This window comes from Paenibacillus sp. Aloe-11, assembly GCF_000245715.1.
In the GTDB taxonomy this organism is placed as follows: domain Bacteria; phylum Bacillota; class Bacilli; order Paenibacillales; family Paenibacillaceae; genus Paenibacillus; species Paenibacillus kribbensis.
On sequence record NZ_JH601056.1, the window covers coordinates 394,173 to 419,317 of the forward strand.

Sequence of the window (25,145 nt, forward strand, 5' to 3'; positions counted from 1 at the left end):
CTTAATGATACCAAACTTTACCTCCGAATTCGCACTGTTTTCATACTGCACTTACCATTTGCTACTTGCTGTATATTTTCCACGATGTCTTCATATTTATGAAGTGTATCACCAAGTGTCGATATTTCACTGAATATAAAGTATGATGGCGAATTAGGGCAGAGTAGGTATTTAGACGCCTTTCATTGCAGGACGGTAGTTATGGTATAATTTAGTCAACTTGTTCAAGAACGTAATCAGAGTATAGCTGCTTCCCCAACACTGATGGATTTACATCCAAGCATCCGCATCCCGGTACATACCTGCATATTCTGATTGTAATTCCGAGGGAGGATACCGATGTCACCACTCTTTTTAGCTACTATAATGATACTGGGTCTGTTGTTATTTCAGTCAGCCATCGTTCTGGGCATTATACATTGGGTTTCCAAGCACACTCGCCGCCCGGCACAAACCAAAATGTATCTTACACTGGGTTTGCTCGCTTTGATAGTAGGCCTCATTGTATGGAAAAACTGGGTATATTCACAGGAGTTCAATGGTTGGACGATGATTTGTCTGCTAGTGATTATAATTAGCGCATGCATACAGCTTGGAAAACAAAAAGGAAACAGCTAGTCTCATAACATGCATCAAAGGAGGAGCGCCATGAAATCTCACTCAATACGCTTTTGGTTACAGAGGGTGCTACTGCTCATGCTTGTTTTACTTTTTAGCGGCTCTCAGCAATCGTTTATCATAGCTGATGCCGCCCCACCTGTTAATGCTCAGGCCTCAGCTAAAGCAAGGCAGCTGCTTGCCTACCTTTCCAATGTGCCGACTGGCATGCTGATCTCCGGGCAGCACGATTACTTGGAGGCACCGGATGAACAAAATAACAAGCTTCAACAAATCAGTGGCCAATACGCAGGGCTGCACGGCTATGAGTTTGGAGGGTTGGCCAACCAGTCCCGTACTGCCTTACGAGAACAGCGGCAGCGTGTTGTGGACAGCGCTATTCGATGGAGTGAGGACGGCGGGATCGTAGCTATCACCTTTCATCAAGCGTTACCGGGTACACCCAAAACGTGGAAAAACGTACAGGCTAAACTGACTCAAGCTGAATTCAATCGTTACATTACGCCAGGCACCCCTCAATATAAAAAGCTGATTGCTGATCTGGACGAGGCTGCTTTATCACTTAAGACCTTGCGAGACGCAGATGTGCCTGTTTTATGGAGACCGTATCATGAAATGAACGGCAGCTGGTTTTGGTGGGGGAATAAGCAAAATTACGCCAAGCTGTGGGATCTGATGTATGATCGGTTTGTACGTGTCCATCATTTGGATAACCTGTTGTGGGTATGGAGCCCCAATGCTCCGAACGCATATAGCACCCCCTATAATCAAACCTTTCCAGGCATTCATCGTGTGGATATTCTCGCAGCCGATATCTACAACAATGATTACAAAGCCTCCTACTACACCGAATTGCTAAAGCTTGCGCAGGGCAAGCCTATCGGAATTGGGGAAAGTGACATTTTGCCGAGTGCAAAGGTGTTGCAAAATCAGCCCGCCTGGGCCTATGCCATGACATGGGGAAAGGAACTGTCTGCAGCCAATTCTCAGGCAGCGATCAGACATTTTATGAACCAAAACAATATTATCACACGAGAATTTCTCCTTGAGTCTTTCCGCTGAAAGGACAAAAAAGCTTCAACTTCGCTCTATGAGTGAGGTTGAAGCTTTTTTATAATAAAACCCAATCAAGTCCTTAACTATTTCTGATTACTTCTTCCAGATCGATATCGGCATATGCCTCTTCACCAAGATGCACGGATACAATGGTGTAGATCCGCTTGGTCAGTCTTGACATTAGCCGATCACCCGGTACTACAGAATATTCTTCCCGAAAATCCCCAATTTTGTGAAAACCGCTGGACATATGGATGTACAAGTTGCCCCTTCGTGTTTTACCATGTACCAACATCAAATCTCCTCCTGATGTAACATCCTAGTTTCCCTGTTACATGTATATCGGTCAGAACAAGATAGGATATAAGTCCTTGGTACCCTTTACCCGTTTCATATAATTTTGCGCTTAAACGAAACGAGCCTGTCAGTGATGTGACAGACCCGTTTCTGTAAAGCTGTTTCCGTTAACTTAAGAGGAAATTATTATTTATAGGATTCTGCTATCGCATTTGTTGCAATGATAGCATTGTACACGTCGTCAGGACTGACTGGAAATGGCATGTTGACCATCGTATCATTGGATGCACAAGCAGCCTCAGCTACTTGACGCCATTCGGCCTCAATAAATTCCTCTACCCCCAAATCATGAAGCGTCAATGGGAGACCTACATCCTTAACCAGCTTAATTACAGTTTCCAGTTCCTCTTTTGGAGCATTTTCCAGCACCAGCTGAGTTAACAGACCAAATGTAACCTTCTCGCCATGCTGTGCTTTGTGGAGCGAAGGAACAGCTGTCATACCATTATGAATGGCGTGTGCTGCTGCCAACCCACCTGATTCCGCACCAACACCACTCAAATAAATGGTCGCTTCGATCGTGTCCTCCACCGCACGAGTATATACTTTACAATCCACGGCACGTTTGGCCTTCACTGCATTTTCCAGCAGTGTTTCATAGCAAAGACGGGCAAGTCCCAGTCCTGTGGTGGAAGACTTGTTCAAAACCAGGTTGTCCCCGTTGGACTGATAGCAAGCCCGGGCTTCAAAATAAGTCGCTAACGCATCACCGATTCCAGCTGCAAAGAAACGCGCAGGCGCTGCTGCCAAAATGCCTGTATCTGCCAGTACCACGTCTGGGTTCGTAGGCAGGAACAGATATTCATCAAAGGAGCCGTCCTTCTTATAAATAACCGCGAGCGCGGTACAAGGGGCATCTGTAGAAGCTATTGTTGGGAAAATAACGACAGGCAGCTTTTCATAATAAGCGGTTGCCTTGGCAGTATCCAGCGTTTTACCGCCGCCAATCCCTATAATGATATTTGAGCCATGCTTACGCACCAATTCACGGTTACGCTCAATTTCTTCTTTTGTACATTCATATTGGAATTTCTCGAAAACCGCCTGATTACCAGCTGCTTTAATAGAAGCACCGGCCTCTTTTTGAGCCCTTTCAAGAATAAACTCATCACAAATAACAAAGGCTTTATCACCATAATCCTTAAAGTAGTCATTTAATGACGAGAGCAGATTTTGACCAGAAATAAATTTCTTGGGTGAAGTAACGGACCTTACAATGTTTGTCATGTAAATTCCTCCTCAGCTTTGACTCATACCAAAACGAACAGCCATTTCAGCATGTGACAATCTAACTATATACCTCTTTTTACCATATTAAAAGGCGTTTTATGGAATATTTTATGAACAAACTGTGTAGTCATCATCCTTTTACGGCCGCTCTCCATTCAGAATACAGGATTCCCATCATGATACGGTCATAGCTATTACCATCACGCAGAACAGCAGAACGAACCCTTCCCTCAAGCTGAAAACCTGCTTTTTCGTAGGTCCGAATGGCCTGATTATTGTATTCAATGACATCCAATCCGACCCGGTTCAAATTTAATTCACAAAAGGCATAACGAAGAATGAGACGCACTGCTTCTGCCCCATAACCTTTACCGCGATATTCCATATCACCTATGCCAATTGCAAGCTGCCCGGTTCGATTGTTCCACTCAATCCCATGTATGGCAACAAAACCGATCAAGACATCATCTGCTAATGTTCTTAACCGAAAATACACCTCATTAGAGCTTGGAGTCCCTTCTGACTCCATCTGCTTCAATGTGTAAGGGAGTGCCAAGTCCGTATCTACATTTCGCAGGTACTCTGCATCCTCTCCCCATTTGAACATCACCTCGGCATCCTCTTCTCTGACTGCGGCTAGTTTAATTCGTTCTCCGTAAAATAAATTTGCGATCTTCATACGCGCTTCATCTCCTGCTGTACATTTTGTCCGTTTTTTTCACCATAACTGTCAATCTATTAAATACCCGCAATATAAGCTCCCCTTTATGAATTCAATGTTTAAATTTTACAAAACAATCGAACATAACACAATCTATACATCGCAAACACCATATACATTTATTTTTATAGAAAACATATCTTCTATCAACCATTTAATTTCCAGAATGCTCAAAAAAGACCTTGCGGCCGCAAGGTCTTTCGTATTCTTAATATTTAAACAGCATAGCAACCAGTTGATATCCGGCTCCAATCGTCCAGAACAGCACGTAATCACCACGACGGATACGGCCGGATTCAATACCTTCATACAAGGCAATGAACGGGCTACTGGTACCCGTGTAGCCATAGCGATCACCCACATAGATCATTTGGGCGTCCTCCAGCTGCAAATGGTCCTGGATCTTCAACACATTTGCCAACGAAAACTGAGATAGGCAGTAAGCCCGTACATCCTGAGGTGCCAGTCCATTCTTCTTTAAAATACGTTCAAGCAGATCATATGTTGGGGGCAATGCCATATTGGCATCAAACGGAAGCCACTGAATATATTTTCCGGGTGCATTCTTTTGAAGTGTTGCCGCTAGTCCCTGAGCTGGATATAAAATTTTATCTATATTGATCGGGTCCGTATAATACATGGAATCTATAAAGCCGGTGTCCTCTTCTGTTCGCTCCAAAATGGCCGCACACGCTGCATCTCCATAATTCGCATAAGTAATTTCATCCTCGGGACCGGAAATGAGCGAGTTATAATCCGAACCAATAATAAGCGCTGTCCGCACATCAGGATTGGACAGCATCGATCGGCTAGCTTGATCAACAGCTACTGTCATCCCTGCACAATTTGCATTCGAATCCATCACTGCTACGTCATGCCTGGCCCCAATCGCTTGGTGAACAAACAGCGCATTCATCGGGAACAGCGACTCAGGAACTTGTGTGGAAAACACGATCATATCCACGTCACGACCTGTCATACCGACTTGTTCCAGCGCTTTTTGTGCGGCCGCAATTCCCATCGTCAGACCGTTCTCATCCGGACGCTCAATGATATAACGATTTTTTCTGCCCATATGCTCCATGAAGCGTCGAATATCTTTGCCTTGCTCGTCAAAATGGCGAATGTAATATTCGTTATCCAGTGAATGGGACGGATGATAAACACCCAATGCTTTCATCTTAATATGGCTCACCAGCAGTTCCCCCTTGCACTCACCTTAGAGCATTATTTTACAACAATATCAACGTTGTTTAATCCCGCTTCACGTGCTACACGACCGAGCTGCATTTTAATAATTGTTTGCTGGAGGCTGATGTGAAAAACTACTTTGGCAAATCCGGTTTCTTTATAACGCACAAAAGAGCCCTTCAATTTCTCTACTTCTTCCGGGCCCAGCAGTTCCATTTGGGTGCAATCTACCGTAAGGGTAAACACGGATGCTTGAATGCTCGAAGTTTTGGCTGCATAATCTCTTACGAAACTGTCATACTCCTCTTGGCTAAAAACTCCATTCACCGCCATATGTACCGTTTTCATAGCTTGATTCACTTCAATGTTGTAAGGATGTTGACTCATTTTAGCAATACTCCTTTAATTTCAATTTTTCCCCATATGAATATGGGACTATAAGAATATCGGAAAAATATGTAGATTTATTAATATTAATCTAAAAAAATCACCACTAATTGTTTACAAATTTGTGAATATACAAAAAAACGCCACTACTTCTGACTATCAGAGCAGTGGCGGAGAACAAATTATTAGCTTACATTGAATTAATTCGTAAACGTATGCCTGCCGAGCGAAATGACAGCCGGACGGCTTTTACTCCATTTGGCTGTGGCAATGGCCGGATTGTAATAGTACAAGGACCCATTCGTCGGATCAGCACCATTCAGCGCTTGTCTTGCCGCACGGTATGCGGTTTGGTTTGGCTTGAGGCGGTATTGACCATCCTGTACAGCGGTGAACTGACCCGGCTGCAAAATAACGTCCGGAATGGAGCTTGGGAATTCACTGGACTGTACACGGTTTAATACGACAGCGCCAACAGCCACCTGTCCTTCAAATGATTCTCCGCGTGCCTCCGAATAAATGATACGGGCCAACTGTTCCAAAGCGGTTAAGCGCACCTTGCCGAAGGAATCCAGCTTGGCTCGTGTAGCCGCTCCGGCTACACCATCAGGCGTTAGACCATTGTCTCGTTGAAAACGGGCTACTGCTTTACTGGTCAGAGAACCATAGTACCCAGTAAAACCGGCCTTGAAATAACCGAGCGAATGCAGCTGCTGCTGAAGCTCCAGCACCCGAACGCTCTGAACCCCCTTCTTCAACGCCGATGCTTGCGCTTGTGCTTGCTCCGGTGCCACTGATAAGACAGTACCCAGCATACACGCGCAGGACAAGATTAGAATAGATAGTTTCTTCATATTCCAGACAACCTCCTCTTTCATGTTCTGTCCGGTACAACCATTCCGGCCTGTACAACTCAGGGGCGTTTATCCGATGATGTTTCTTTTGCCATAGCTTATTGCCTAGCTGCGGAAAGACGCGTTGCTACATATGGAATCGGACAAAGCTTCTTTCATATGTCCGTTGCAGTATACCACAAGCCGCAATTACGTATCATCCGGCTCTGGTCCTAAGACTACACCAGCCAATAAACGCCAGTTCTAAAGGACTGACGCGTAATAAAGACAATGAGTCCCGTTCTGACTACACTTGAATACGTGACTTTTTTCGCTATTTTTCGTCTCCACTCGCCGGGAATGCGCAAACCTGTCCATGCACACATGCATAGGCGAATACATAGGGTAGCGTACAGTCATCAAATTTGGAATAACAGAAAGGCAGGAAACCCCACGTGAATTCATATGTGGATTACACCTCTCCCTCCGTACAATTTACCTATGATTTAAGCGATAATATCTTGTTTCAAAAGGATGCTCAAAACTCAATTAGCGAGCTTTCGATCCAGCAACTGAATACGTTGGCCAATGTATCGTTGCTAGAGATCCGTCTCAGTACGGCAAATGTGATAGAGCCCCATTACCATCAAAATGCCACAGAATTGGTATACTGCGTCACTGGAGCAGTAACGGTCTCGCTGATTAATCCGTTTACCAGCGAGTTGCGACATTTCCCGATTACACCTGGTCAGGTGGCTAACGTCCCTCAGGGATGGTGGCATTATATCGTTGCTACGGTGGACAACACTCATTTGCTAACCATTTTTAATGCCCCCATCCCTGAATTCATTCTTGGCTCCGACGTCTTGCGGCTAACGCCAAGTAATATCCTGGCTCATACGTACTGCCTGAATGAGAATAAAATTCAAGATGCGCTCAGCCCTATTAAAAAGCCCGTCCTCATCGGCCCTCCCAAGGATTGCAAGCAGCAGCCGCTTCAAAAACCGGGCATACATGTGAGACTTGCCGATACTGTGGCACATCATCAACCCACCCCCGAAAGAAGCTACGTATATACAAGCGGATACCCCGGTTTTTCCTTTAATCCCTATCAAAATTAGACTTGGCTCTGCCCAAAGCCTAAGCTCCAGGGAAGCCCCTTTTCCTGTATGTTCGCCGTTACCATTCGATCCTTCCGCTCATACAATGCGAATGTACAAGAGGGGGTGATGGAATGGACGCTTATTACAACTGCATGAGATGTATGAACCAAAAGGTGCGTATTCTAACAATGGACGGAAAACAGTATGTAGGAACTATTATGGATGTCGATCGTAATAACGTGTACTTAAAACCCGAGCGAAAAGGTTGTGTACGAACATCCGGCTATTATCCTTACTGGGGAGTTAATCAGCAAATCTTAACTTTGAGCCTGTTCACCTTGCTTGCAATTGCATTAATTTAATCCTTGGTCCGTGTCATGCCCTGTATGCACATGTCAAGCACCTCATATGACAGCTGTCCAGCCCGGCACATTGTGTTAGGGCTAGTACGCTGCTATTTGAGGTGCTTTATCATACATGCCAGTCAACCCATCATCTAAAATGATTAAACCCCTCACCGATTATATACCGATGAGGGGTTTAATTTATTCAATTCAATTTAAACCCATAAAGACTTGGTGATGATGACCAGCAGAATGAACAGTACGAGAATAGCTCCTGTTGATGTCCAAACACCTGGGTATCCTCCGCCGCCATAACCTCTTTCACATTCACTCATGGATAAGTTCCTCCTTTAATTCAGGGTACAACATAGCTTATGTATTGAGTTTCCCCATGGAGCGGGCTTTTTGGCAATGTTATGAATCTTTCCGTTTGATAGGCATTAGCCTACACCCTTTCTGGGCAGGAGCATACGATATCATAACTAATCTGAAGGAGTGAAGCAATTGAATTCGAATCAAGCGTTCAGTTACAGCACCAATCAACCTTTTCCCCATCACCTTACCCCTCACCATGTGGTGGTATACCCTGTAGACCCATGTGTAGTTGAAGCATTGAGATCAGCGATCGGCAGTTATGTTGTGCTTGAGACAACACGCGGCAGGATTGAGGGATGCGTAGTGGATTGTAAACCTGATCACGTCGTTTTGGATGTACATGGAAAGAAATTCTTTGTCCGTATCTCCGAAATCGTATGGATTATGCCCCACTAAATGATCAGACAACGCAAATCCTCGCGTATCCTATCCGGATAAGCGAGGATTTATCGTGATGTATCCTGTTATTCAAGCTCTGCCGCCAGTGAAGAACGCAGTTCATCTATCGTTCCGTTATATTCATCCAAATCCACTGCGCCATTAATACCCGGGACACTTCCAGTGCTGCTGTATTGCCAAGCCCACCAGCTGTTCCAGGCTGGAACTGCCGTCGGCTTTTGCGTAGTGCTGTATCTGGCTACCCAAAGTTTATACATAGAAAATGTAGGGTCAAACTTGGAGGCAAACACATTGCCTGTGTATACGATCGGCTGACGCCCGGTAAGCTTCTCCATTTCATCCAAAAAAGCATGAGCCACTTCACTAATTTGTGCGGGAGTAAGATTTTTGGGATTATTTTCATAATCAAGCACAGGAGGCAGATCCAGCCTACCTCCTGCTGAATCTATAGCCCTGGCAAAATTAGCAGCTTCCTGACGAGCCCCATCCGCAGTAGTCGCGTTCAAAAAGTGGTAAGCACCAACCAATATGTTGGCATCTCTGGCCCCCTGGACATTCGCTAAAAATTGACTATCTTGATATTTGGTCCCTTCCGTTGCTTTAATGAAAGCGAAAGTCTTGCCTGCCGCCGCCACTTGCTGCCAATCAATATTGCCATTGTAGTGGGAAACGTCAATCCCCTGCGCATGTCCGTCGGAAGCAATCGAAGGCTCAGCTGGTGTAATAGGTGTATCTGGCCCGGCAGGTGTCGCCTCCTCTGTTTTCTGATCCAATGCTATAACAACCTTACCGTCATCCGCATTTTGTACATGATAAGATGTGCTGCTATTCAGATCAACCACAATACGTACTGAAGCCGGGCTTGCACTAAAGATAGAGTATCTGACCTGTGACACGTCCGGATCATCGGTGACTGGGAAAGCGCCTTGTCCGCCTCTATCCAAAGGTTGCGATGATAGAAAATCATCAGAGAGTCTTGCATCAGGAATGTCTACCACAATACGATCTGCGTTAGTTAACGTAGTTACTTTGGGGGTTACTTTTCCATTCACCGCAATGGTTAGCTGATGATTAGTGAAGCTAATTTGGCTGATAGCCGCACGTGCACTCTCCTCCGCATTCGTAGCAGTCTGAGTGGCAGATCTGCCGCGGGTAGACTCGCTATTTCCGCTTGAGGTAGCTGGAGTAGTCAGGATCACTGTTTTAAGCTTGCTGTTCCAGTTCACATCAATTCCCGTCTGTTCAGACACAAATCGAATCGGAACATAGGTCGTACCTCCTGTAAGCAATGGAGCTACTGCTAATCCCATTTGTCGTCCGTTAACAGTAGCAATGGGATTATTAACCTGAAGACTGAGATTCTGATTCCTATTTTGATTCTGTATAGTTACAGTGCTTGTCTTGGGCTCCCAGCTGACCTTATAACCTAATTCCTCCACAATGAGACGAAGTGGGACCAGCACATTCCCCTTTACTTCCTGAATCTGAACTCCCTCTGCAGCACTTATATCTTTACCGTCCAACTGAATATGTGAGCTTGAAGATGCAGCGTGGCTTTCTTCTGGAAATAGGAGTAAAAATAAAAACAGAAAAGCAAACCAACGAATGTTCTTCATATGTACCCTACCATTCTCTAAATTTTCGCTTATCATATTGGAATCTATGATCTCAAAACCTTTTATTTTGATAGACGCGAACCATATGTAAAAGTTACGATTAGTTTAGCATATATTTAAAACTTCCTCACTCACTGTACAAAAAAATTCTGCCAGCTACACAGCAAGCAGAGTTCTTTAAGGTGTTTATACTAACTTTTTTCAGCACATACGAATCATTATTTTCTCTCTTAATTCACACCGTTAAATAGGTTAAACCTACAAGCATGATCGAAGTGATAGACAGCACCAGTAAGGGAAGCAGCGCTTTCTCCCGCAAAGCCTTAAAGCTTACATTCAGCCCCATGCCTACCATGGCCATCGTTAGCATAAATGTAGTAACTTGAGAAAGTTCGTTCATCAGTCTTGAAGGAACTACAATGTATTTTCCAAAAACATAGCTGCCCAACATACTTGTAGCGATAAAGCCAATGAGGAACCAAGGGAACTCTACTTTTGCTTCGGAACCGAGCTTCCCCGTGCGTTTCATCCAGTACATTAGAATAAAGCTGAGCGGTATAAGTAAAAAGACACGCCCCAGTTTGGCCAACAGGCCCACCGCAAGAGCATCCTGTCCGCCAGACGCCGCAGCTAAGGCCACATGTGCAATTTCATGCAGACTGCTTCCCGACCAGATTCCGTACTGTATATCCGTCAAAGGAATCCAGGGACGAAGCACTGTAAACAAAATGGCAAATACCGTTCCAACCAAAGCGATTAATCCAGCTCCAATGGCCGTATCCTCGTCTTTGGATTTCAACAAGGGGGAAACAGCCGCAATGGCTGCTGCACCACAAACTCCCGTTCCAATACCAAGAAGAAGCGACAGCGAAGCATCTGCCTTGAAACGTTTGGCCAGCCCAACCGTAAACAAGATAGAAAATATAACAATGCCTACATCACGCAAAAGCAAACCCAGGCCCTGATGAATGACAACATCCATATTAAGCTTTAGCCCATAAAGCACAATAGCTCCTCGCAGCAGTTTTTTAGCCGAGAACTCAACCCCTGGGCGTACAGCTTCAGGATACCCCTGCAACTGCCGATACAGGACAGCAAGAAACATGGCGCAAGCCAATGGGCCAACATAATGAAAACCCGGCAATTCGTTCAGCGCGTAGCCTGCCAATGCGAATATCATCGTTAGCACGATGCCTAGTACACATTGAATCCATCGCCCTCTGTTTGATGATAATTTGATGTATTTTGTATGACTGCTCATGGTGACTCCCTCCAATCTGTATGTATCCAGCTTAGTCCGATTTTTGCCATAAGAAAAATAAATCATTATTATAATTATAATAAGCAAATAGATATGATCGATTTGGAGGAATGAGCATTGGATCAATCTTTAATCGTATTTGTTATGGTCGTGGACAAACAAAACTTCACACGAGCTGCTGAAGCATTGCACATGACTCAGCCTGCTGTAAGTCAATATATTCAAACGCTGGAGCGAGCCGTAGGAGCGCGGCTTTTGGAACGGAGCAACAAATATGTGCGCTTAACCAAAGCAGGTGAAATTGTGTATCATCATGCCCAGGAGATCATCCGCATGAACGCCCGAATGCAGTATTTGGTGGACGAGCTGATGAATACGGCACAAGGAAACCTGTCTATCGGTGCAAGCTACACGTATGGCGAGTACGTGCTGCCGCATGTGATTGGCAAAATGAGAGTACAATATCCGCTCATTCAGCCCTCCATTACTATTGGCAACACCCAAGAAATTGAAAGACTGGTTATCCGTAATCAACTGGATGTAGGAATTATTGAAGGAGAATTTCAGCATGATCATTTGTATATTGAATCATTTGCTGATGATGAAATGGTTATCGTCGCTCCACCAAATCACCATTTGGCTGGCAAACCTCAAGTGGATTTGAGCGAGCTGCAACAGGAGATCTGGATTCTGCGCGAAGAAGGCTCTGGGACCCGGGAAGCAGCTGAAAGGATGTTTGCACAGTTTCAATTTTCCCCTTCTCATATGATGGATTTTGGCAGCACACAGATCATCAAGGAGTCTGTAGAAGCAGGCTTGGGGATTTCGCTTCTGTCCCAATGGGTCATTCAGAAGGAACTCACTTTAGGTACATTAAAAATATTAAATATTCGTAATCTCCCGGTTATTCGGAAATTTTCTTTTCTGACTCCTTCTGCGGTATTTGAGACCAAAGCGACCAGCGTTTTTTTGGAGATTTTGCGGGGATACAGCGTAAAAAAACTCGGAAGCAACAAAAAAAGCACCGACCAGGTGCTTTAATAAATAGGTGCTTTAACAAAAAAACTTTAGAGATGATCTTTTCCATGATACAGGAAATGGGAGAAATCAGCGTAGCTGCCTTGAAATTGTTGCATATCATGGGCGGCAATACCTACAAAGTTCCCTGTAAATCCACCGGATAAAAAGCTGATATCCTGCATTTCAAAAAGTCTCTTCAAGGCAGGTTCATCCCCGACTCCATAATAAAATTGCCCGTGGGTTGCTTGGACTTCTACAGCCAAATGTACAGGAAGATCATCCTGAAGCTTAATCACTTGCGGAACTAGCGTAAATGAATTAGCTTCACATCGCATCATGCGCAGCACTTTTCCTAGACTCTCTTCATAGCTAACATACGCATACAAATAATCCTCTTCATTGAGATACAGCAAAAGCCCCGCCATTTGCAAATAGCTTACAGGCTGATACTCTAGGGCTGTTTCTGCCCAGAAATGATGATCTGTTTGCCGAATGGCCAGCAAGTGATGCTGGAACAGACTTTGTATCGATTCTCCAGCCCGAATTCGAAGATAGCCGGGACGCTGGCTCAGCGAACACCAGCTATCGTCTGCCAGTATGCGCAGTGTATTCCACGTTTTATCCAAAGCAGGTCGCTCGAAAAAATCTTCAAATATATAGCCTTGCTCTTGCTTGGCAGAGAGCGTCCCTTTAGGTGCAGGCACCTCCAGTTGAGGAGTATGGCCTCCAGCGGTTAATCGCAGCCAGCCTTCATCATCCCAGTGCACCTGCTGCAACGCTGTTTCCCGCCCCAAAATAGCATATTTCCCTTCCACAGGACGTGTACACAAATGCGCCATGTACCATTCGCCGTCCGGCGTTTGTACAAGACTGCCATGCCCTGCACATTGCAAAGGATACTGAGGCTGATCGCGCGACGTAAGCATCGGGTTATGCGGGTCCACTTCATACGGCCCGTCTATCTGCTTCGAGCGGGCTACGGTAACCGCATGTCCCGTACCCGTTCCGCCCTCCGCTGTAATAAGGTAATAATATCCGTTGTGTTTATAGATATGAGGCGCTTCGGTTTTCTTCAAAGGAGTACAATCAAAAATTTTAACAGGCTCGCCAATGAGCTGTTGCTGCCTGCTATCATATTCCTGCATGACAATCCCCGAAGATTTATTGCTTTCCAGCATACGGTAATCCCACAACGCATTCAACAGCCATTTGCGTCCATCCTCATCGTGAAATAAAGACGGATCGAATCCGCTGCTGTTGAGATAAACCGGGTCCGACCACGGTCCCTGGATGGTAGGTGCTGTCATCACAAAATTATGAACGTCCTTGAACGGACGCTTGGTGCTTTTCACATCCGTATAGAGCAGATAAAAAAGGTTATCCGCGTAGCTCAGCTGCGGCGCCCAAATACTGCAATTTTTCGGGTTTCCTCTTAAATCAACCTGATCGGTCAAAATATCCGTACAATGCTCCCAATGGGCCAAATCTTGGGACTGATACACCCGTACGCCAGGCAACCACTCAAATGATGACACCGCGATATAGTAAGTATCCAGGACTCGAATAATACACGGATCAGGATTAAAGCCTTTTAATATGGGATTTTGGATCATCATTGAGACATCACTTCTCCTTGCTTCCAAAATGCAACTCCATCAAAAACCTGCTCCTTGCCCCACACCTCTGTTCCCGCTTCAAAACAATCCGCCCACGGAACGCGCTGGCTGCGCAGCAAAGCAACATCGGGTACACCGTATTCCTGATAGCACACGGTTTTCTCATTCGCTGGATTGTCCCAATTGTCCCAGCCGCGTGGATCAATATGTTTGCCCATTTTACAATCGACAAACACCGTCTTGGCATACTCACGCCATGGACGTCCCAAAAATACCGGGGTAATATCCGGCTCTGCGGTTAAACAGCAGCGGTGGAATACATAGCCGTACGCTTGCCCTTGTGGTGTAGAGGCGGCTGTGACGTAGCTCGTTTGGTTCTCATGATGGCGTAAACTGTGAATTTCACAATCCTCAAAATAAGCGGTAGCCCCGCCAAAAATAAAATCCACCGTCCCCTCAATATAGCAATGCTGATAGAGCTGGCGATAGTGAGCATGATGCTCTCTCAAAGGGATGCCGCCAAACTTCAAGCGCTCCTTCGGGGCCGGAGGCAGAGGACCTGTAAATAACGTGTCCTGATGCCCTTTAAAGGTACAGTTCCTAAACACGGTTTTATCACAATGAGCATACACGGCAACAGCCTGCCCAATGGCTTCTCCCTGTCCGGCTGTGTTGGAAATTGTGATATTTTCCAAAATCAGATGGCTGCCGCCTAAAAATAAAGTAGGTGTTGCAAAGGTGCCTATTTCCTCGCCTGCTTCATCCCGCTCCCTGGCGTACCGATGCATGCGAATATCAACCTGTCCGATACCTATGATATGTAGATTGGAACGGTAAATCCGCACCTCTTCCTCATAGGTACCCGATAAAATAGTTAGCGTTTCCATTTCATTGGAAGGCGACTGCTCCAATACCGCAATCGCTTCCTGAATCGTATGGAAATCACAAAAGGACTCTTTTCCTACCAGCATGGTTTACCCAATCCTTTCATTCGATTTACAAGTGCTCGGCTAAAAAAGATTGCCACGCCATTCGCATTTCCAGCGTCTCCATATGTCCGCCGCCCGCAATCACAGGCTGCCAATGCTCAGGGTGACCCGCTTCTTTGTACGCTTCCAGCAGTCCTTTTGCCAAATGCTCAACCCCTTCAATCGGACACATCCGGTCATTTTGGCCTGTTATGCTCATACGTGGACGAGGGATAATCCGTTTTTGAATATCCAGGGTTGTAAAATGCTTTAACAAGCCGGGGACATAGGAATAGAAGCCGTGATGATCCAGGCCTCTTTTGGCGATTAGCGTATGGGCATCGACCTGTCCGCAAATATCAATGGTGACCTGTATCCGTTCATCCAGGGCTGCCAGCCACCAGGCCATAAGTCCACCCATTGACATGCCGATCGTTGCAATGCGGGAAGCATCAATGTCCTCACGCTGGCACATATAATCCAATAAGCGACGGTTATCGTAAAGCATCATGCCCCACAGCACCTGCCCCTGCCAGAGCATCTCCTTGACCAGCTCACTCTCGGTTTTCCCCCCGCGCTCATTAAATCCCCACATGTCAATACAGCATACACAATACCCCATGTCTGTCAGGGTTTCAGCAAACGAGGGCTGCTGCAAATAAGAACTGCTCTGGATCAATTCTTTGCGTCCGTTCGTATAATTGCCCCCATGCGAATGGTTGAAAATGACCAGTGGAAACGGGCCGTCCCCCTGTAAGGGGGTGGCTACATAAGCGGGTACAGGCTCGATCCCGTTCAAGTCCAGCAGGAGACATTCCAGTCGATATCCCTCCTGCTCCTCTTGGTTCAGCAAAGTTGCTGTCACAGGCCGATCTTCTGGAAGATCTCCTAACAATGCTTGCAGCCTATCCACGTTCCTTCCTCCCTTCAGCTCCTTCCTAATTCAAAATATTGTGGCTGGAAGGCTCCACAGTTACTTGTTCTATCAGCTTTTCTGGCTGGGCTGTATTCCTGGAATGACAGCGATTGATTTCAACATTTTCCCCATTTTCAATATAGAAGGCAGGGCCCTCATGATTCTCAATCGTCACCTGCTGGAAACGGATATCTTTCACATTCCCCAGATAGAAGCCACGGTTATTCATATCCTCGATCCCTGTCATCATGGCGGGACGGCCGGGAATCGCATTTTTCGCCATGGAAATATCTATATTGGAAAATGTAATTTCAGCAATGTATTGCTCTGCAAGTCCATACAGGAACCCGGCTGCCGCATGAACCTGACGTGCCGTGATATCAGCAAAATGGATTCGTCTAAAGCACGGAGTTTCATCGGTAACCGGATAGGGATTTTTGTCCCAGACATATTTGTCCTTGCCCCGAGGTCCGCAGAAATAATACAGGTTCAGAATAAATGGACAAATGACCTCCTCCATCACAATGTTGCTGACGCGAATATCCTCGATGATTCCGCCGCGTCCCCGTCTGGATTTCAAGCGTATGCCCCGATCTGTTTGCTTGAACACGCAATTGCTGATCGTAACATTACGGATGTCTCCGCTCATTTCGCTTCCTAATACGACACCACCATGTCCATGCACCATCGTACAATTGGTAATCGTAATATTTTCGCAAGCAATCCGCTCCTGCGTATCTTCGGTTCCTGCTTTGATCGCAATACAGTCATCGCCCACATCGATATTGCAGTTGCTGATACGAACATTGGAACAGGATTCGGGATTAATGCCATCGGTATTGGGGGAGTCTGCCGGGTTAAGAATGGACAAATTGTCAATCGTCACGTTGTAGCAGGCGATGGGATTGATAGTCCAGCTGGGGGAATTTTTCAGCATGATATCTTTAATGGTGACCCGCTGACAACGGTCAAAGCTGATTAATTTCGGTCTCGGATACTGTAGCTCCTCAGGATGGTTTCGATGCTTTTCCCACCACGGTTGACCATTTCCCTCCAGGATTCCGCTGCCTGTAACTGAAATGTTTTCGAGGTTTTGCCCGTAAATACATGAAGCATGTACTTCTCGCTGAACCCCTTCCCATCTGGATTCCACCACAGGATAGTCAGCCGGATTTGTACTGAAAGAAAGAATGGCTCCAGGGCTTAAATGCAGTTCAATATTACTTTTAAAAAAGATAGCTCCTGTAAGGTACGTACCTGAGGGAATAACAACCGTGCCTCCCCCGGCATTGCTGGCCGCTTCAATTGCATTCGCAATTGCTTCCGTTGCTGGCGTCTTACCATCCTGAGGGGCTCCATAATCTACAATGTTATACGCTTGCATTTTGTTCTCTCCTATCTCTGTATTTTGGGAATGCGGAAAATAAAGGACGTGTATCCGTTCCAGTTTGGCAACATGGAGCAGTCGGATGGTGCTATCCAAGCGAGCTTTCCTACAGAAAGCTTTTAAAGCGACCGCTTCGCTGTACAGCACCATTCCGCCTACTCCGTTTTTATGGTCATTTTTTGACTTCGACTTATCTGGTCCTTATTTTTTTGATTTCTTATACGCTTCCTCATACTCAGCAGTAATTCGTGCTCCGCCGGAATTTTTCCAGTTTTCTACGGCTGCCTTAAATCCGGCTTCATCAAGCTCACCCATAATAAATTTGAAGGAGGCGTCGGTAATGATTTTCTCCAGCTCTGTGCCTTGCTCATTAGCCGTGACTGAGTCCAGAGGCACCGTCGGGTCCAGAACAGCAAATTTATTATTTTCCCGGACTAATTCATTAGCCAGTTCCTTTTCTGGATTGGCATCTTTTAAGTTATAGGTCACTTCACTTGGTCTGGAACTTGAAAACGGCTGAACATCGGCCTGCCACAAATCTGTATTCATAATTTTGAAGGCTCCGTCTTTTTCGATCTTATAATGAGTGCCTTCAATCCCACCGGTCATATACATATATACATCCTTGTCAATTAAGTCATCGACAAATTGCAGCAGTCTTTTCAGTTCAGCTTCCGTCTTTACTTCGGATTTAGGAAACGCCAGCAAACCACCTACCCCGCTGCCCTCAGACCATACGTGGTATTTGCCATCTCCATTCGAAATCTTGTTGACAGGTACCAGCTTCAACCCCTTTTGCAAGCCTTGGGACAAGGTTCTGAGGTTAGAGATATCGATCATGCCCGTATAAATACCTGCTTTGCCTTGAGCAAATTGTTGCTGCTGGTCTGTTTTGGCAGTTACCGCAAAGTCTTTAGAGAGAAAGCCGTTTTTGTATAGCTTTTGCGAATACTTTAACGTTTCCATGTATTGAGGAGTATCAAATTCCGGCGTAAACTTTCCACTTTCATCTACTTTCCAGCCATTCGGTGTACCAAAATAGGAACTTAAAGTTTTAAAGCTGCTGTAGCGCAAATCCGATCTGTCAACAAACCCTGTTGTATCATTTTTGCCATTCCCATCTGGATCATCTTCTGTAAACGCTCTCGCAACTTCATACAGCTCATCCAGCGTCGTTGGCACCTTCAGCCCTAGGCGATCCAGCCAATCCTGACGAATGACCAGACCCGCACGGGCCAGATTCTTCTGGAACGGAACACCATACAGCACCCCTTCAATGGAAGCGGCTTCCCGCACTTCAGGCGGGATCTTTTTCAAATTTTCATAATCATCCAAATATTTTCCTACATCCCAGAATAACCCCGATTTCAATGAACTCCGCACTGAAGAATTTGTCATCATCGTCAGAGTCACCATATCTGCCAATTCACCCGAGGCTAATGCAGTGGTGATTCTCTCTTCCTTGGAAGCATCCGGCACCCAGTTGAAGGTGATTTTGGAATTGGTGTATTCTTCGATTTTACTTTTGATCGTTTCTGTAGGCGGCGAAGCTGTATGCAATACGTTTAACCAGGTAAACTCCAGTTTGGACTTCGGATCATAGGTTTGGCTGCTTTGATCCTCCGCTCCCTTGTCACCACAAGCAGCTAAAAAAACACTCATGACCATAAGTACGGCAAGAAGGCCCGATACTCCCTTTTTCATTGCGATTCCTTTTTTCATCGTGTTTTGCTCCTTTTTTGTTTATATATTTATGCCATATCTTCCTCTTTCACCAGAACCTCTCGCTCTATTTTGCTGAACACCTGATGTGTCATCCACATCACGAGATAACCGAGGATACTCGCTCCGGCAAAAGTCAGAATTCCCGGGTACAAGCCTAAAATCAATGCAAACAGCACGACAATGGCTACAAAAAGAACAAGTGTATATTGTAAATACGAAAATCCAATCACGATCGACATTTTGATTTTCAGTTTGATGCCTTTCCAATCATAGTGAGCCAGCAGCGGAAAAATGTACGCCAAAGAAATCAGATACAAAAAGGCTCCAATCAGCGTCACCACACGAACATACCAGGACGAGACATTGACGATATCTACGTAAAGCACGTAGCCCACAAGGCTATAGAGTCCGCCAATAATCGCTGCTTCTTTAAAGCTTTCTCTAAAGTAACGTACAAACGTCGAGAAAATGGGCACATCCTCATTGCCCCGAATCCATTGCCTTAAAACACTCAGCATGGCGACGGTGGCAGGCCCCACACCTATAAAGACCAGGCCCAGGATTGTCGCAACTGTCCATAGCAGGTTAAGGTAAACCAGCCGAAGCAGGCGCATGCACCATTTGTTCATGTTTTCTACAAACCGTACCATTTTGCATCCTTCCCGTCGTCATTAGTAAACGCCGTCCTCACCAAATTTCTTGGCCAGTCGATTGGAGAACATAATCAGGATTAATCCTACGACCCCTTTAAAAAGTCCTACCGTTGTACTGAAGCTTAATTGTCCATTCTTTAAGCCCGCGGTATAAATGTAGGTATCAAAGATTTCGGCAACCTCACGGTTCAGTGAGTTCAACAGCAGATACATATGCTCAAAGCCCAAATCCAGCGTGCTGCCTATTTTCAAAATGAGCAGTGTAATAATAACCGGGCGGATCGCAGGCAAGGTAACATGCCATGTTTTTCTTAGGCGTCCTGCACCGTCCATCTCTGCTGCCTCGTACAATTGCGTATCTACCACTGTGATTGCGGATAAATAAATGATGGTAGACCAGCCGAGCTCCTTCCAGATGACTTGCCCCATGTAGACGGTTCGCAGCCATTCCGGAGAAGTTAGGAAGCTGATTTTCTCACCACCCAGCGCGGCAATCATTTCATTCAATACCCCGCCGTCCACCGTAAGGAATACATAAGAAATCGAAACGATGATAACCCATGACATAAAGTGCGGGATGTAGATGATGGTTTGAATCATGTTTTTAAAAAACAGCTTCCTGACCTCATTCAGCATCAATGCCAAAATGATAGGTAATGGAAAAAAGATTACAATGTTCAGTGCAAATAAAATTAGCGTATTGCGTAACAGCATAAAAAACGTAGGCTCAGTAAATAAACGGATAAAATGCTTCATGCCTACCCACGGACTACCCGTGATTCCCTGAAAGGCTTGATAATCCTGAAACGCAATGACCAAGCCCCCCATGGGGAAGTACTTAAAAATAATGAAGTACACCAGCCCGGGTAACACCATCAGATACAGCAGCTTGTGTTTTTGCATGCGTAAAAGGCTTTCCGGGGTTTTTTTGTTCATTTATTTGACCTCCTTCAAACGTTCATGTATACGTTTTCAAGAGTACGTGATTTTTTGCATTCCGCATATAATCATCAAATGACAGCGTTTACAAAACTGTGTGCACAGCCTACTTTTCAGCCTTTTCACCTTACCTAATGATTACTATACAACTTAATGATTATCCTCTTATTTCCACTCTTAGGGAACACCTCAAGATTTGATTATATACGGAATTTCTTCCTCTTGATAAGGTTGACATGTAAACGATTACGAGGAGGTCACCCTATTGACGCAACGATTACAAAAACAAAAATTACGAAAAAAAGAATCGCTGGGCAGTCGTATTTTCAACATTGTAAATAGTACATTATTGATTCTCATTGCCCTCACTTGTCTCTTGCCTTTTTTGAATATCATCGCCAGCTCTTTTGCCTCAACCGAAGAAGTGATAGCCAAAAAGTTCATTTTATTCCCGGTTACTTTTTCCTTGGATGCCTATCGCTATATCCTGTCGACTCCAACCATTTTTAGAGGTCTTGGGGTTTCAGTCGGAGTAACCATCGTTGGTACCGTCGTAAGTATGATATTTACCGCTTTTATGGCCTATGGATTATCACGAAAATATTTACTTGGCCGCAATACAATTAACTTCATTGTTGTGTTTTCGATGCTGTTTAGCGGGGGAATGATTCCGACCTTCCTGGTCGTCAAAAGCATGGGGCTTATCAACTCGTATTGGTCCTTGATTCTTCCCGTGGCCATTAATGCGTTTAACCTGATTATTATGCGTAACTTTTTTCAGGCTTTGCCGGATGATTTGGAGGAATCCGCCAAGATGGACGGGTGTAATGATTTTGGGATTTTCTTTAAAATTATGCTGCCGTTAGCCCTGCCTTCGATTGCAACCATTTCCCTTTTCTATGCGGTAGCCTACTGGAATACGTATATGCACGCGATTCTCTACATCAATGACTCTGCCAAATGGCCGATTCAAGTCTTGCTCCGTCAAATTGTAATCGTTTCCAGTGGTATGCAGGCAGAAGGAACCGCTGTAGATGTCATCCCGCCTGCGCAGACGATTAAAATGGCGGTCATTGTCATTGCAACCGTTCCGATGTTAATCGTGTATCCATTTGTACAAAAGCACTTTGTCAAAGGGGCTTTGCTAGGGGCGGTTAAAGGGTAAGCGGCCCCTGGATTGCTGTGAAGTTCAGGTCAATTGGCTTGCTTCATCTTCCGATAAGCTCCCGGTGTGACCTGCTCCTTCTTCCGAAACGAGCGAATAAAGTTTTGCGAATTATGATATTGCAAGCGCTCGGCGATTTCTTTAATCGTCATATCCGTTTCGACGAGCCATTTCTTGCTCATTTGCAGACGGTAGCCCATCAGATATTCGCTGAACGTCGTTCCGTATTCTTTTTTGAAGATACTGCTCAAATAATTCGGATTGTAATGAAGCCGGTCACCAATGAGTTCCAATGATAATTCCTGATCATATTCAGCACGGATCATAGCAGCAATTTTTTCCGAGAGCGAGCGGAATTGCTGATTCGTCTTCTCCTTCATGCTTTTTACCATGGGCAAAATAATTTGCTCTACCAGCATACGCTCAATCTCTTCTGGGTTTCGGATGTCCAGCAGGCGATGATACAGGGCATGATTGTCTTGTGTCAGCAATACTTCGATCCCTAACAGCTGCTCCAATTGGATGAGGTTATTCACAAACCGCACCAGCAGCACCTCAAAGTTCATGGAATGATTGTTCTTGGTCATCATTTCCGCCAATAAGGAATGGACCGTATGATGTACCTGCTCTTCATCCCCTATTCGGATGGCGTCAAACAACTGCGATTCCAATTCCGCAGGATAGTGAAGCAGCACCGGACCTGAAATGACCATGGAAATATCTTCGTAAAAAATAATCGACTCTTTACCTAAATTCAAACGATGATGCAGGGCTTGCTTGCTCATCTCACAGGCTTCTTTACTTTCTAATAAGTTACTGTACGCAGTACTAATGCCTATGCTGATGGATACATTCAAATACTCTTTTACGGCTTGAATCAAAAGGGTCGCATCATCCAGTACCTGCTTTCTTATTTCATGCTCGTTCTTGTCTGTCAATATGAAAATGGTAGCCTGGGTATCATCATTCAAAATGATGGGCAGCATGCGCTGCTGCTCTGGAATGGTTTCTTCTACGATTTTGTTAATGGCCAGCAGCAGCACATCTTTATCCGATGGCTCCCGATCGCCCAGATTGTCCAGTTGGATCAGCATCGTAATATACATTTGATTCTCAAGCTGCGAATAGCCGAGGCGAGGCATTTTTCGTGCCAATTCCTCCTCAGAAATACGTTTGCGGAACAGGTTGAGAATCAATTGGGTTTCAAGCTGCGGCATTTCGGACTGGATGAGGCTTTCCAGGCTTTCCTTCTCTGTTACAATGGTGTCGATGGAATCAATGATCCATTCAATTTCATTTCTGGAAGGCTCATTTTTGAACGTGAAATTAGGGTTTTTGGGGAGGCTGCGTTGAATCTGCTGGAATGGCTTGGTAAAATAAATTGCAATGAAATACGCTACCACTACAATTAAAAGCGTCAGCACAAGTCCCATCAAGATGATCCCGTATTTGGTCGTTTGAAATGCATTCGCAATTTCATTTTTATCTAATACCGTTAAGTAAGTCCAATTGTTATATGCAGATTTGGCATAAATGATTTGCCGTGCAGGCTGATGCTTCGTTTTCTCGAATGTCAGCATGCCTGTGTTGTCTGATTTTGCTGTAACTTCTGAAATGTGCTGAAGCTGCTGGGCAGACAATAAGCGGGTAGCAGGCTCAGTTTCGTACATTAGATCGCCCTGGTTATTCAAAATAAAAACGGGCATATGATCCTCTGTTTGAATGGTATGACTTAACGTCTGCGACGAAATATCAGACAAAGCAATGGCTTGCTTCTTTTTAGAAAATACAGGAAGGGTATTCACAAAACGGATTCCTTTATCTGTTTTAATCCAGAATAGTCCCTTATCCTGCTGCTCGATATAAGTATGAATCAGCTTCTCCCGTTCCGTTGTTGTCAAATAGGACAGGCTTCCATTGGAAATTTTCCAATTCTGGTCCAGGCTGATCAGTGAATATTCCGTTCCTTCCAATCCCATCGTGGCAATATAATTGAGCTGCGTATTCACATTCCGATAGGCTATAAAATCTTTTTCGGTAATGGGATGTTTCACAACTTCATTAAACGAGCTGGTCGTACTGTACGTATTAAAAGCATATTCAATCGTTTGTATCTTCTGCTCCAGACTGTTTCTGATCTGTGCCATGTAGCTTTGCTTGGTATTGGAAACTCTCTCCACAACGGAGCTAATTGTTGTAAAATAGATGTAGCTGCCGAAGCTGGCCACCAATCCTATTCCCAAAACCAGAATCGTAATAAAAATGGTGTAAAACATTCTTCCTTTTTTCATTGCGCTCCCCCTTTTTCATGGTGTTATACCAAAATTATAGCGCTTTCATTATGAGGTTTAAATCATTTTTTTCACGTGTGCATTATTTTTTCTTTACATCCAGAACTGTACGACCCTGCTCTTCAAGCCGAAATGTTAACTGCCATTCTATCCGTATGGTTCCAGTTTAAGTTGATTTTTTTCGTTGGCGGCATCTAAAAAGAAACCTGGAGGTACCTTATGTTACACGTTATCAGTCCTAAAGAAGAGATTATAAAAGAACAATTTCCAGCAGACACGTCCTTTCTCTCCCTCTATCCAGTTGCAGTTCAGGAGGCTCGTCCCTTTATATTGGTATTGCCCGGCGGTGGCTATGAGCATTTGGCTTCACATGAAGGAGAACCTATCGCCCGATGGTTTAATGATTTGGGCATCCATGCAGGAGTGCTGGAGTACCAAGTCGGCGATTTCGAGATCACCTCCTTGCTGGACGATGTGGAGCATGCCCTGCAATGGGTGCGCCAAACCCCAAAGGAATGGGCTGTGATTCCTGAACAGGTAGGGCTGATCGGTTTCTCAGCAGGCGGACACTTAGCCTCCATCGTTGCCACCACGGGAATAGAGAAACCGAATCTCCTGTTGTTGGGATATCCCGTCATTTCGTTCCACGACTCTTATACGCATATCGGAAGCCGTACACATTTTTTGGGTGAACAGCCAACACAGGAGCAGCTTCAGGCCTTTTCATCCGATCAGCAAGTGACTTCACAGACACCTCCAACTTTTATGTGGACTACAGCCAATGACGCCACCGTTCCGGTAGAAAACAGCCTCTTGTTTGCTTCCGCATTGTCCAAAGAAGGGATTCCATTTGAGCTGCATGTATTCGAGGAAGGACGGCACGGCTTAGGGCTGGCAGAGGACAACCGTGAATGCCGACAATGGCTCAAGCTGGCGGAGGCCTGGCTTCAAAAAAATCGCTATGTTCAGACAGA

23 protein-coding genes are annotated in these 25,145 nt (G+C 45.1%); 7 read left to right on the forward strand and 16 right to left on the reverse strand.

Features of this window, described 5'->3' with window-relative positions; translation table 11 throughout:
• The first annotated feature begins 648 nt into the window (after window positions 1-648).
• Window positions 649-1,680, forward strand: a complete 1,032-nt coding sequence (locus tag WG8_RS15355; RefSeq protein ID WP_043891097.1) for a glycosyl hydrolase — start codon at window positions 649-651, stop codon at window positions 1,678-1,680.
• 73 nt (window positions 1,681-1,753) lie between these two features.
• Here the strand turns inward: WG8_RS15355 and WG8_RS15360 are convergent, their stop codons facing one another.
• The 6 genes from WG8_RS15360 to WG8_RS15385 all read right to left on the reverse strand — a co-directional run bounded on the left by WG8_RS15360 (window position 1,754) and on the right by WG8_RS15385 (window position 6,414).
• On the reverse strand, window positions 1,754-1,969 hold the full coding sequence (locus WG8_RS15360; RefSeq protein ID WP_007431136.1) for a hypothetical protein: 216 nt from the start codon (window positions 1,967-1,969) through the stop codon (window positions 1,754-1,756).
• A gap of 188 nt (window positions 1,970-2,157) precedes the next feature.
• Window positions 2,158-3,258: a glycerol dehydrogenase gene (locus WG8_RS15365; RefSeq protein WP_007431137.1), complete on the reverse strand. Its 1,101-nt coding sequence runs from the start codon at window positions 3,256-3,258 to the stop codon at window positions 2,158-2,160.
• Between the two features lie 133 nt (window positions 3,259-3,391).
• Window positions 3,392-3,940, reverse strand: coding sequence for a GNAT family N-acetyltransferase (locus WG8_RS15370; RefSeq protein WP_007431138.1), 549 nt, complete (start codon window positions 3,938-3,940; stop codon window positions 3,392-3,394).
• Window positions 3,941-4,190: 250 nt separating this feature from the next.
• A complete protein-coding gene (locus WG8_RS15375; protein ID WP_007431139.1) occupies window positions 4,191-5,177 on the reverse strand; it encodes a ketoacyl-ACP synthase III in 987 nt (328 codons plus the stop codon).
• 32 nt (window positions 5,178-5,209) lie between these two features.
• Window positions 5,210-5,560 carry a hypothetical protein gene (locus WG8_RS15380; protein ID WP_007431140.1) on the reverse strand — a complete coding sequence of 117 codons (351 nt, stop codon included), beginning with the start codon at window positions 5,558-5,560 and terminating at the stop codon, window positions 5,210-5,212.
• 200 nt (window positions 5,561-5,760) lie between these two features.
• On the reverse strand, window positions 5,761-6,414 hold the full coding sequence (locus WG8_RS15385) for a cell wall hydrolase (protein WP_007431141.1): 654 nt from the start codon (window positions 6,412-6,414) through the stop codon (window positions 5,761-5,763).
• A 434-nt stretch (window positions 6,415-6,848) separates the two neighbouring features.
• Here WG8_RS15385 and WG8_RS15390 point away from each other — a divergent pair, with 434 nt between their 5' ends.
• The 3 genes from WG8_RS15390 to WG8_RS26625 all read left to right on the forward strand — a co-directional run bounded on the left by WG8_RS15390 (window position 6,849) and on the right by WG8_RS26625 (window position 8,611).
• Window positions 6,849-7,514, forward strand: coding sequence for a cupin domain-containing protein (locus WG8_RS15390; protein ID WP_007431142.1), 666 nt, complete (start codon window positions 6,849-6,851; stop codon window positions 7,512-7,514).
• 113 nt (window positions 7,515-7,627) lie between these two features.
• Window positions 7,628-7,858, forward strand: coding sequence for a hypothetical protein (locus WG8_RS15395; protein WP_007431143.1), 231 nt, complete (start codon window positions 7,628-7,630; stop codon window positions 7,856-7,858).
• 486 nt (window positions 7,859-8,344) lie between these two features.
• Window positions 8,345-8,611, forward strand: a complete 267-nt coding sequence (locus WG8_RS26625) for a DUF2642 domain-containing protein (protein WP_007431145.1) — start codon at window positions 8,345-8,347, stop codon at window positions 8,609-8,611.
• A gap of 68 nt (window positions 8,612-8,679) precedes the next feature.
• On the opposite strand, the gene WG8_RS15400 is transcribed toward WG8_RS26625, so the two are convergent.
• Complete coding sequence (locus WG8_RS15400) at window positions 8,680-10,230, reverse strand: GH25 family lysozyme (protein ID WP_007431146.1); 1,551 nt, start codon at window positions 10,228-10,230, stop codon at window positions 8,680-8,682.
• A gap of 235 nt (window positions 10,231-10,465) precedes the next feature.
• On the reverse strand, window positions 10,466-11,491 hold the full coding sequence (locus WG8_RS15405; protein ID WP_007431147.1) for a YeiH family protein: 1,026 nt from the start codon (window positions 11,489-11,491) through the stop codon (window positions 10,466-10,468).
• A gap of 117 nt (window positions 11,492-11,608) precedes the next feature.
• Between WG8_RS15405 and WG8_RS15410 the strand changes: the two genes are divergently transcribed.
• Window positions 11,609-12,532, forward strand: a complete 924-nt coding sequence (locus WG8_RS15410) for a LysR family transcriptional regulator (protein ID WP_007431148.1) — start codon at window positions 11,609-11,611, stop codon at window positions 12,530-12,532.
• A 26-nt stretch (window positions 12,533-12,558) separates the two neighbouring features.
• Here WG8_RS15410 and WG8_RS15415 read toward each other — a convergent pair whose 3' ends face one another.
• The 7 genes from WG8_RS15415 to WG8_RS15445 all read right to left on the reverse strand — a co-directional run bounded on the left by WG8_RS15415 (window position 12,559) and on the right by WG8_RS15445 (window position 20,712).
• Window positions 12,559-14,127, reverse strand: coding sequence for a glycoside hydrolase family 43 protein (locus WG8_RS15415; RefSeq protein ID WP_007431149.1), 1,569 nt, complete (start codon window positions 14,125-14,127; stop codon window positions 12,559-12,561).
• Window positions 14,124-15,098 carry a pectinesterase family protein gene (locus WG8_RS15420; protein WP_007431150.1) on the reverse strand — a complete coding sequence of 325 codons (975 nt, stop codon included), beginning with the start codon at window positions 15,096-15,098 and terminating at the stop codon, window positions 14,124-14,126. The genes WG8_RS15415 and WG8_RS15420 overlap by 4 nt, the downstream gene beginning before the upstream one ends.
• A 25-nt stretch (window positions 15,099-15,123) precedes the next feature.
• Window positions 15,124-16,008: a dienelactone hydrolase family protein gene (locus tag WG8_RS15425; protein WP_007431151.1), complete on the reverse strand. Its 885-nt coding sequence runs from the start codon at window positions 16,006-16,008 to the stop codon at window positions 15,124-15,126.
• A gap of 25 nt (window positions 16,009-16,033) precedes the next feature.
• On the reverse strand, window positions 16,034-17,395 hold the full coding sequence (locus tag WG8_RS15430) for a glycoside hydrolase family 28 protein (protein WP_043891175.1): 1,362 nt from the start codon (window positions 17,393-17,395) through the stop codon (window positions 16,034-16,036).
• A gap of 204 nt (window positions 17,396-17,599) precedes the next feature.
• Window positions 17,600-19,120, reverse strand: a complete 1,521-nt coding sequence (locus WG8_RS15435) for an extracellular solute-binding protein (RefSeq protein WP_007431153.1) — start codon at window positions 19,118-19,120, stop codon at window positions 17,600-17,602.
• A 29-nt stretch (window positions 19,121-19,149) separates the two neighbouring features.
• Window positions 19,150-19,773, reverse strand: a complete 624-nt coding sequence (locus tag WG8_RS15440; RefSeq protein ID WP_007431154.1) for a YesL family protein — start codon at window positions 19,771-19,773, stop codon at window positions 19,150-19,152.
• Between the two features lie 21 nt (window positions 19,774-19,794).
• Complete coding sequence (locus WG8_RS15445; protein WP_007431155.1) at window positions 19,795-20,712, reverse strand: ABC transporter permease; 918 nt, start codon at window positions 20,710-20,712, stop codon at window positions 19,795-19,797.
• A gap of 268 nt (window positions 20,713-20,980) precedes the next feature.
• Here WG8_RS15445 and WG8_RS15450 point away from each other — a divergent pair, with 268 nt between their 5' ends.
• Complete coding sequence (locus WG8_RS15450) at window positions 20,981-21,880, forward strand: carbohydrate ABC transporter permease (RefSeq protein ID WP_007431156.1); 900 nt, start codon at window positions 20,981-20,983, stop codon at window positions 21,878-21,880.
• Window positions 21,881-21,909: 29 nt separating this feature from the next.
• On the opposite strand, the gene WG8_RS15455 is transcribed toward WG8_RS15450, so the two are convergent.
• Window positions 21,910-24,171 carry a helix-turn-helix transcriptional regulator gene (locus tag WG8_RS15455; protein ID WP_007431157.1) on the reverse strand — a complete coding sequence of 754 codons (2,262 nt, stop codon included), beginning with the start codon at window positions 24,169-24,171 and terminating at the stop codon, window positions 21,910-21,912.
• A 219-nt stretch (window positions 24,172-24,390) separates the two neighbouring features.
• Between WG8_RS15455 and WG8_RS28530 the strand changes: the two genes are divergently transcribed.
• Window positions 24,391-25,145: alpha/beta hydrolase (locus WG8_RS28530; RefSeq protein WP_232289111.1), on the forward strand; the 755-nt coding region annotated here is incomplete at its 3' end.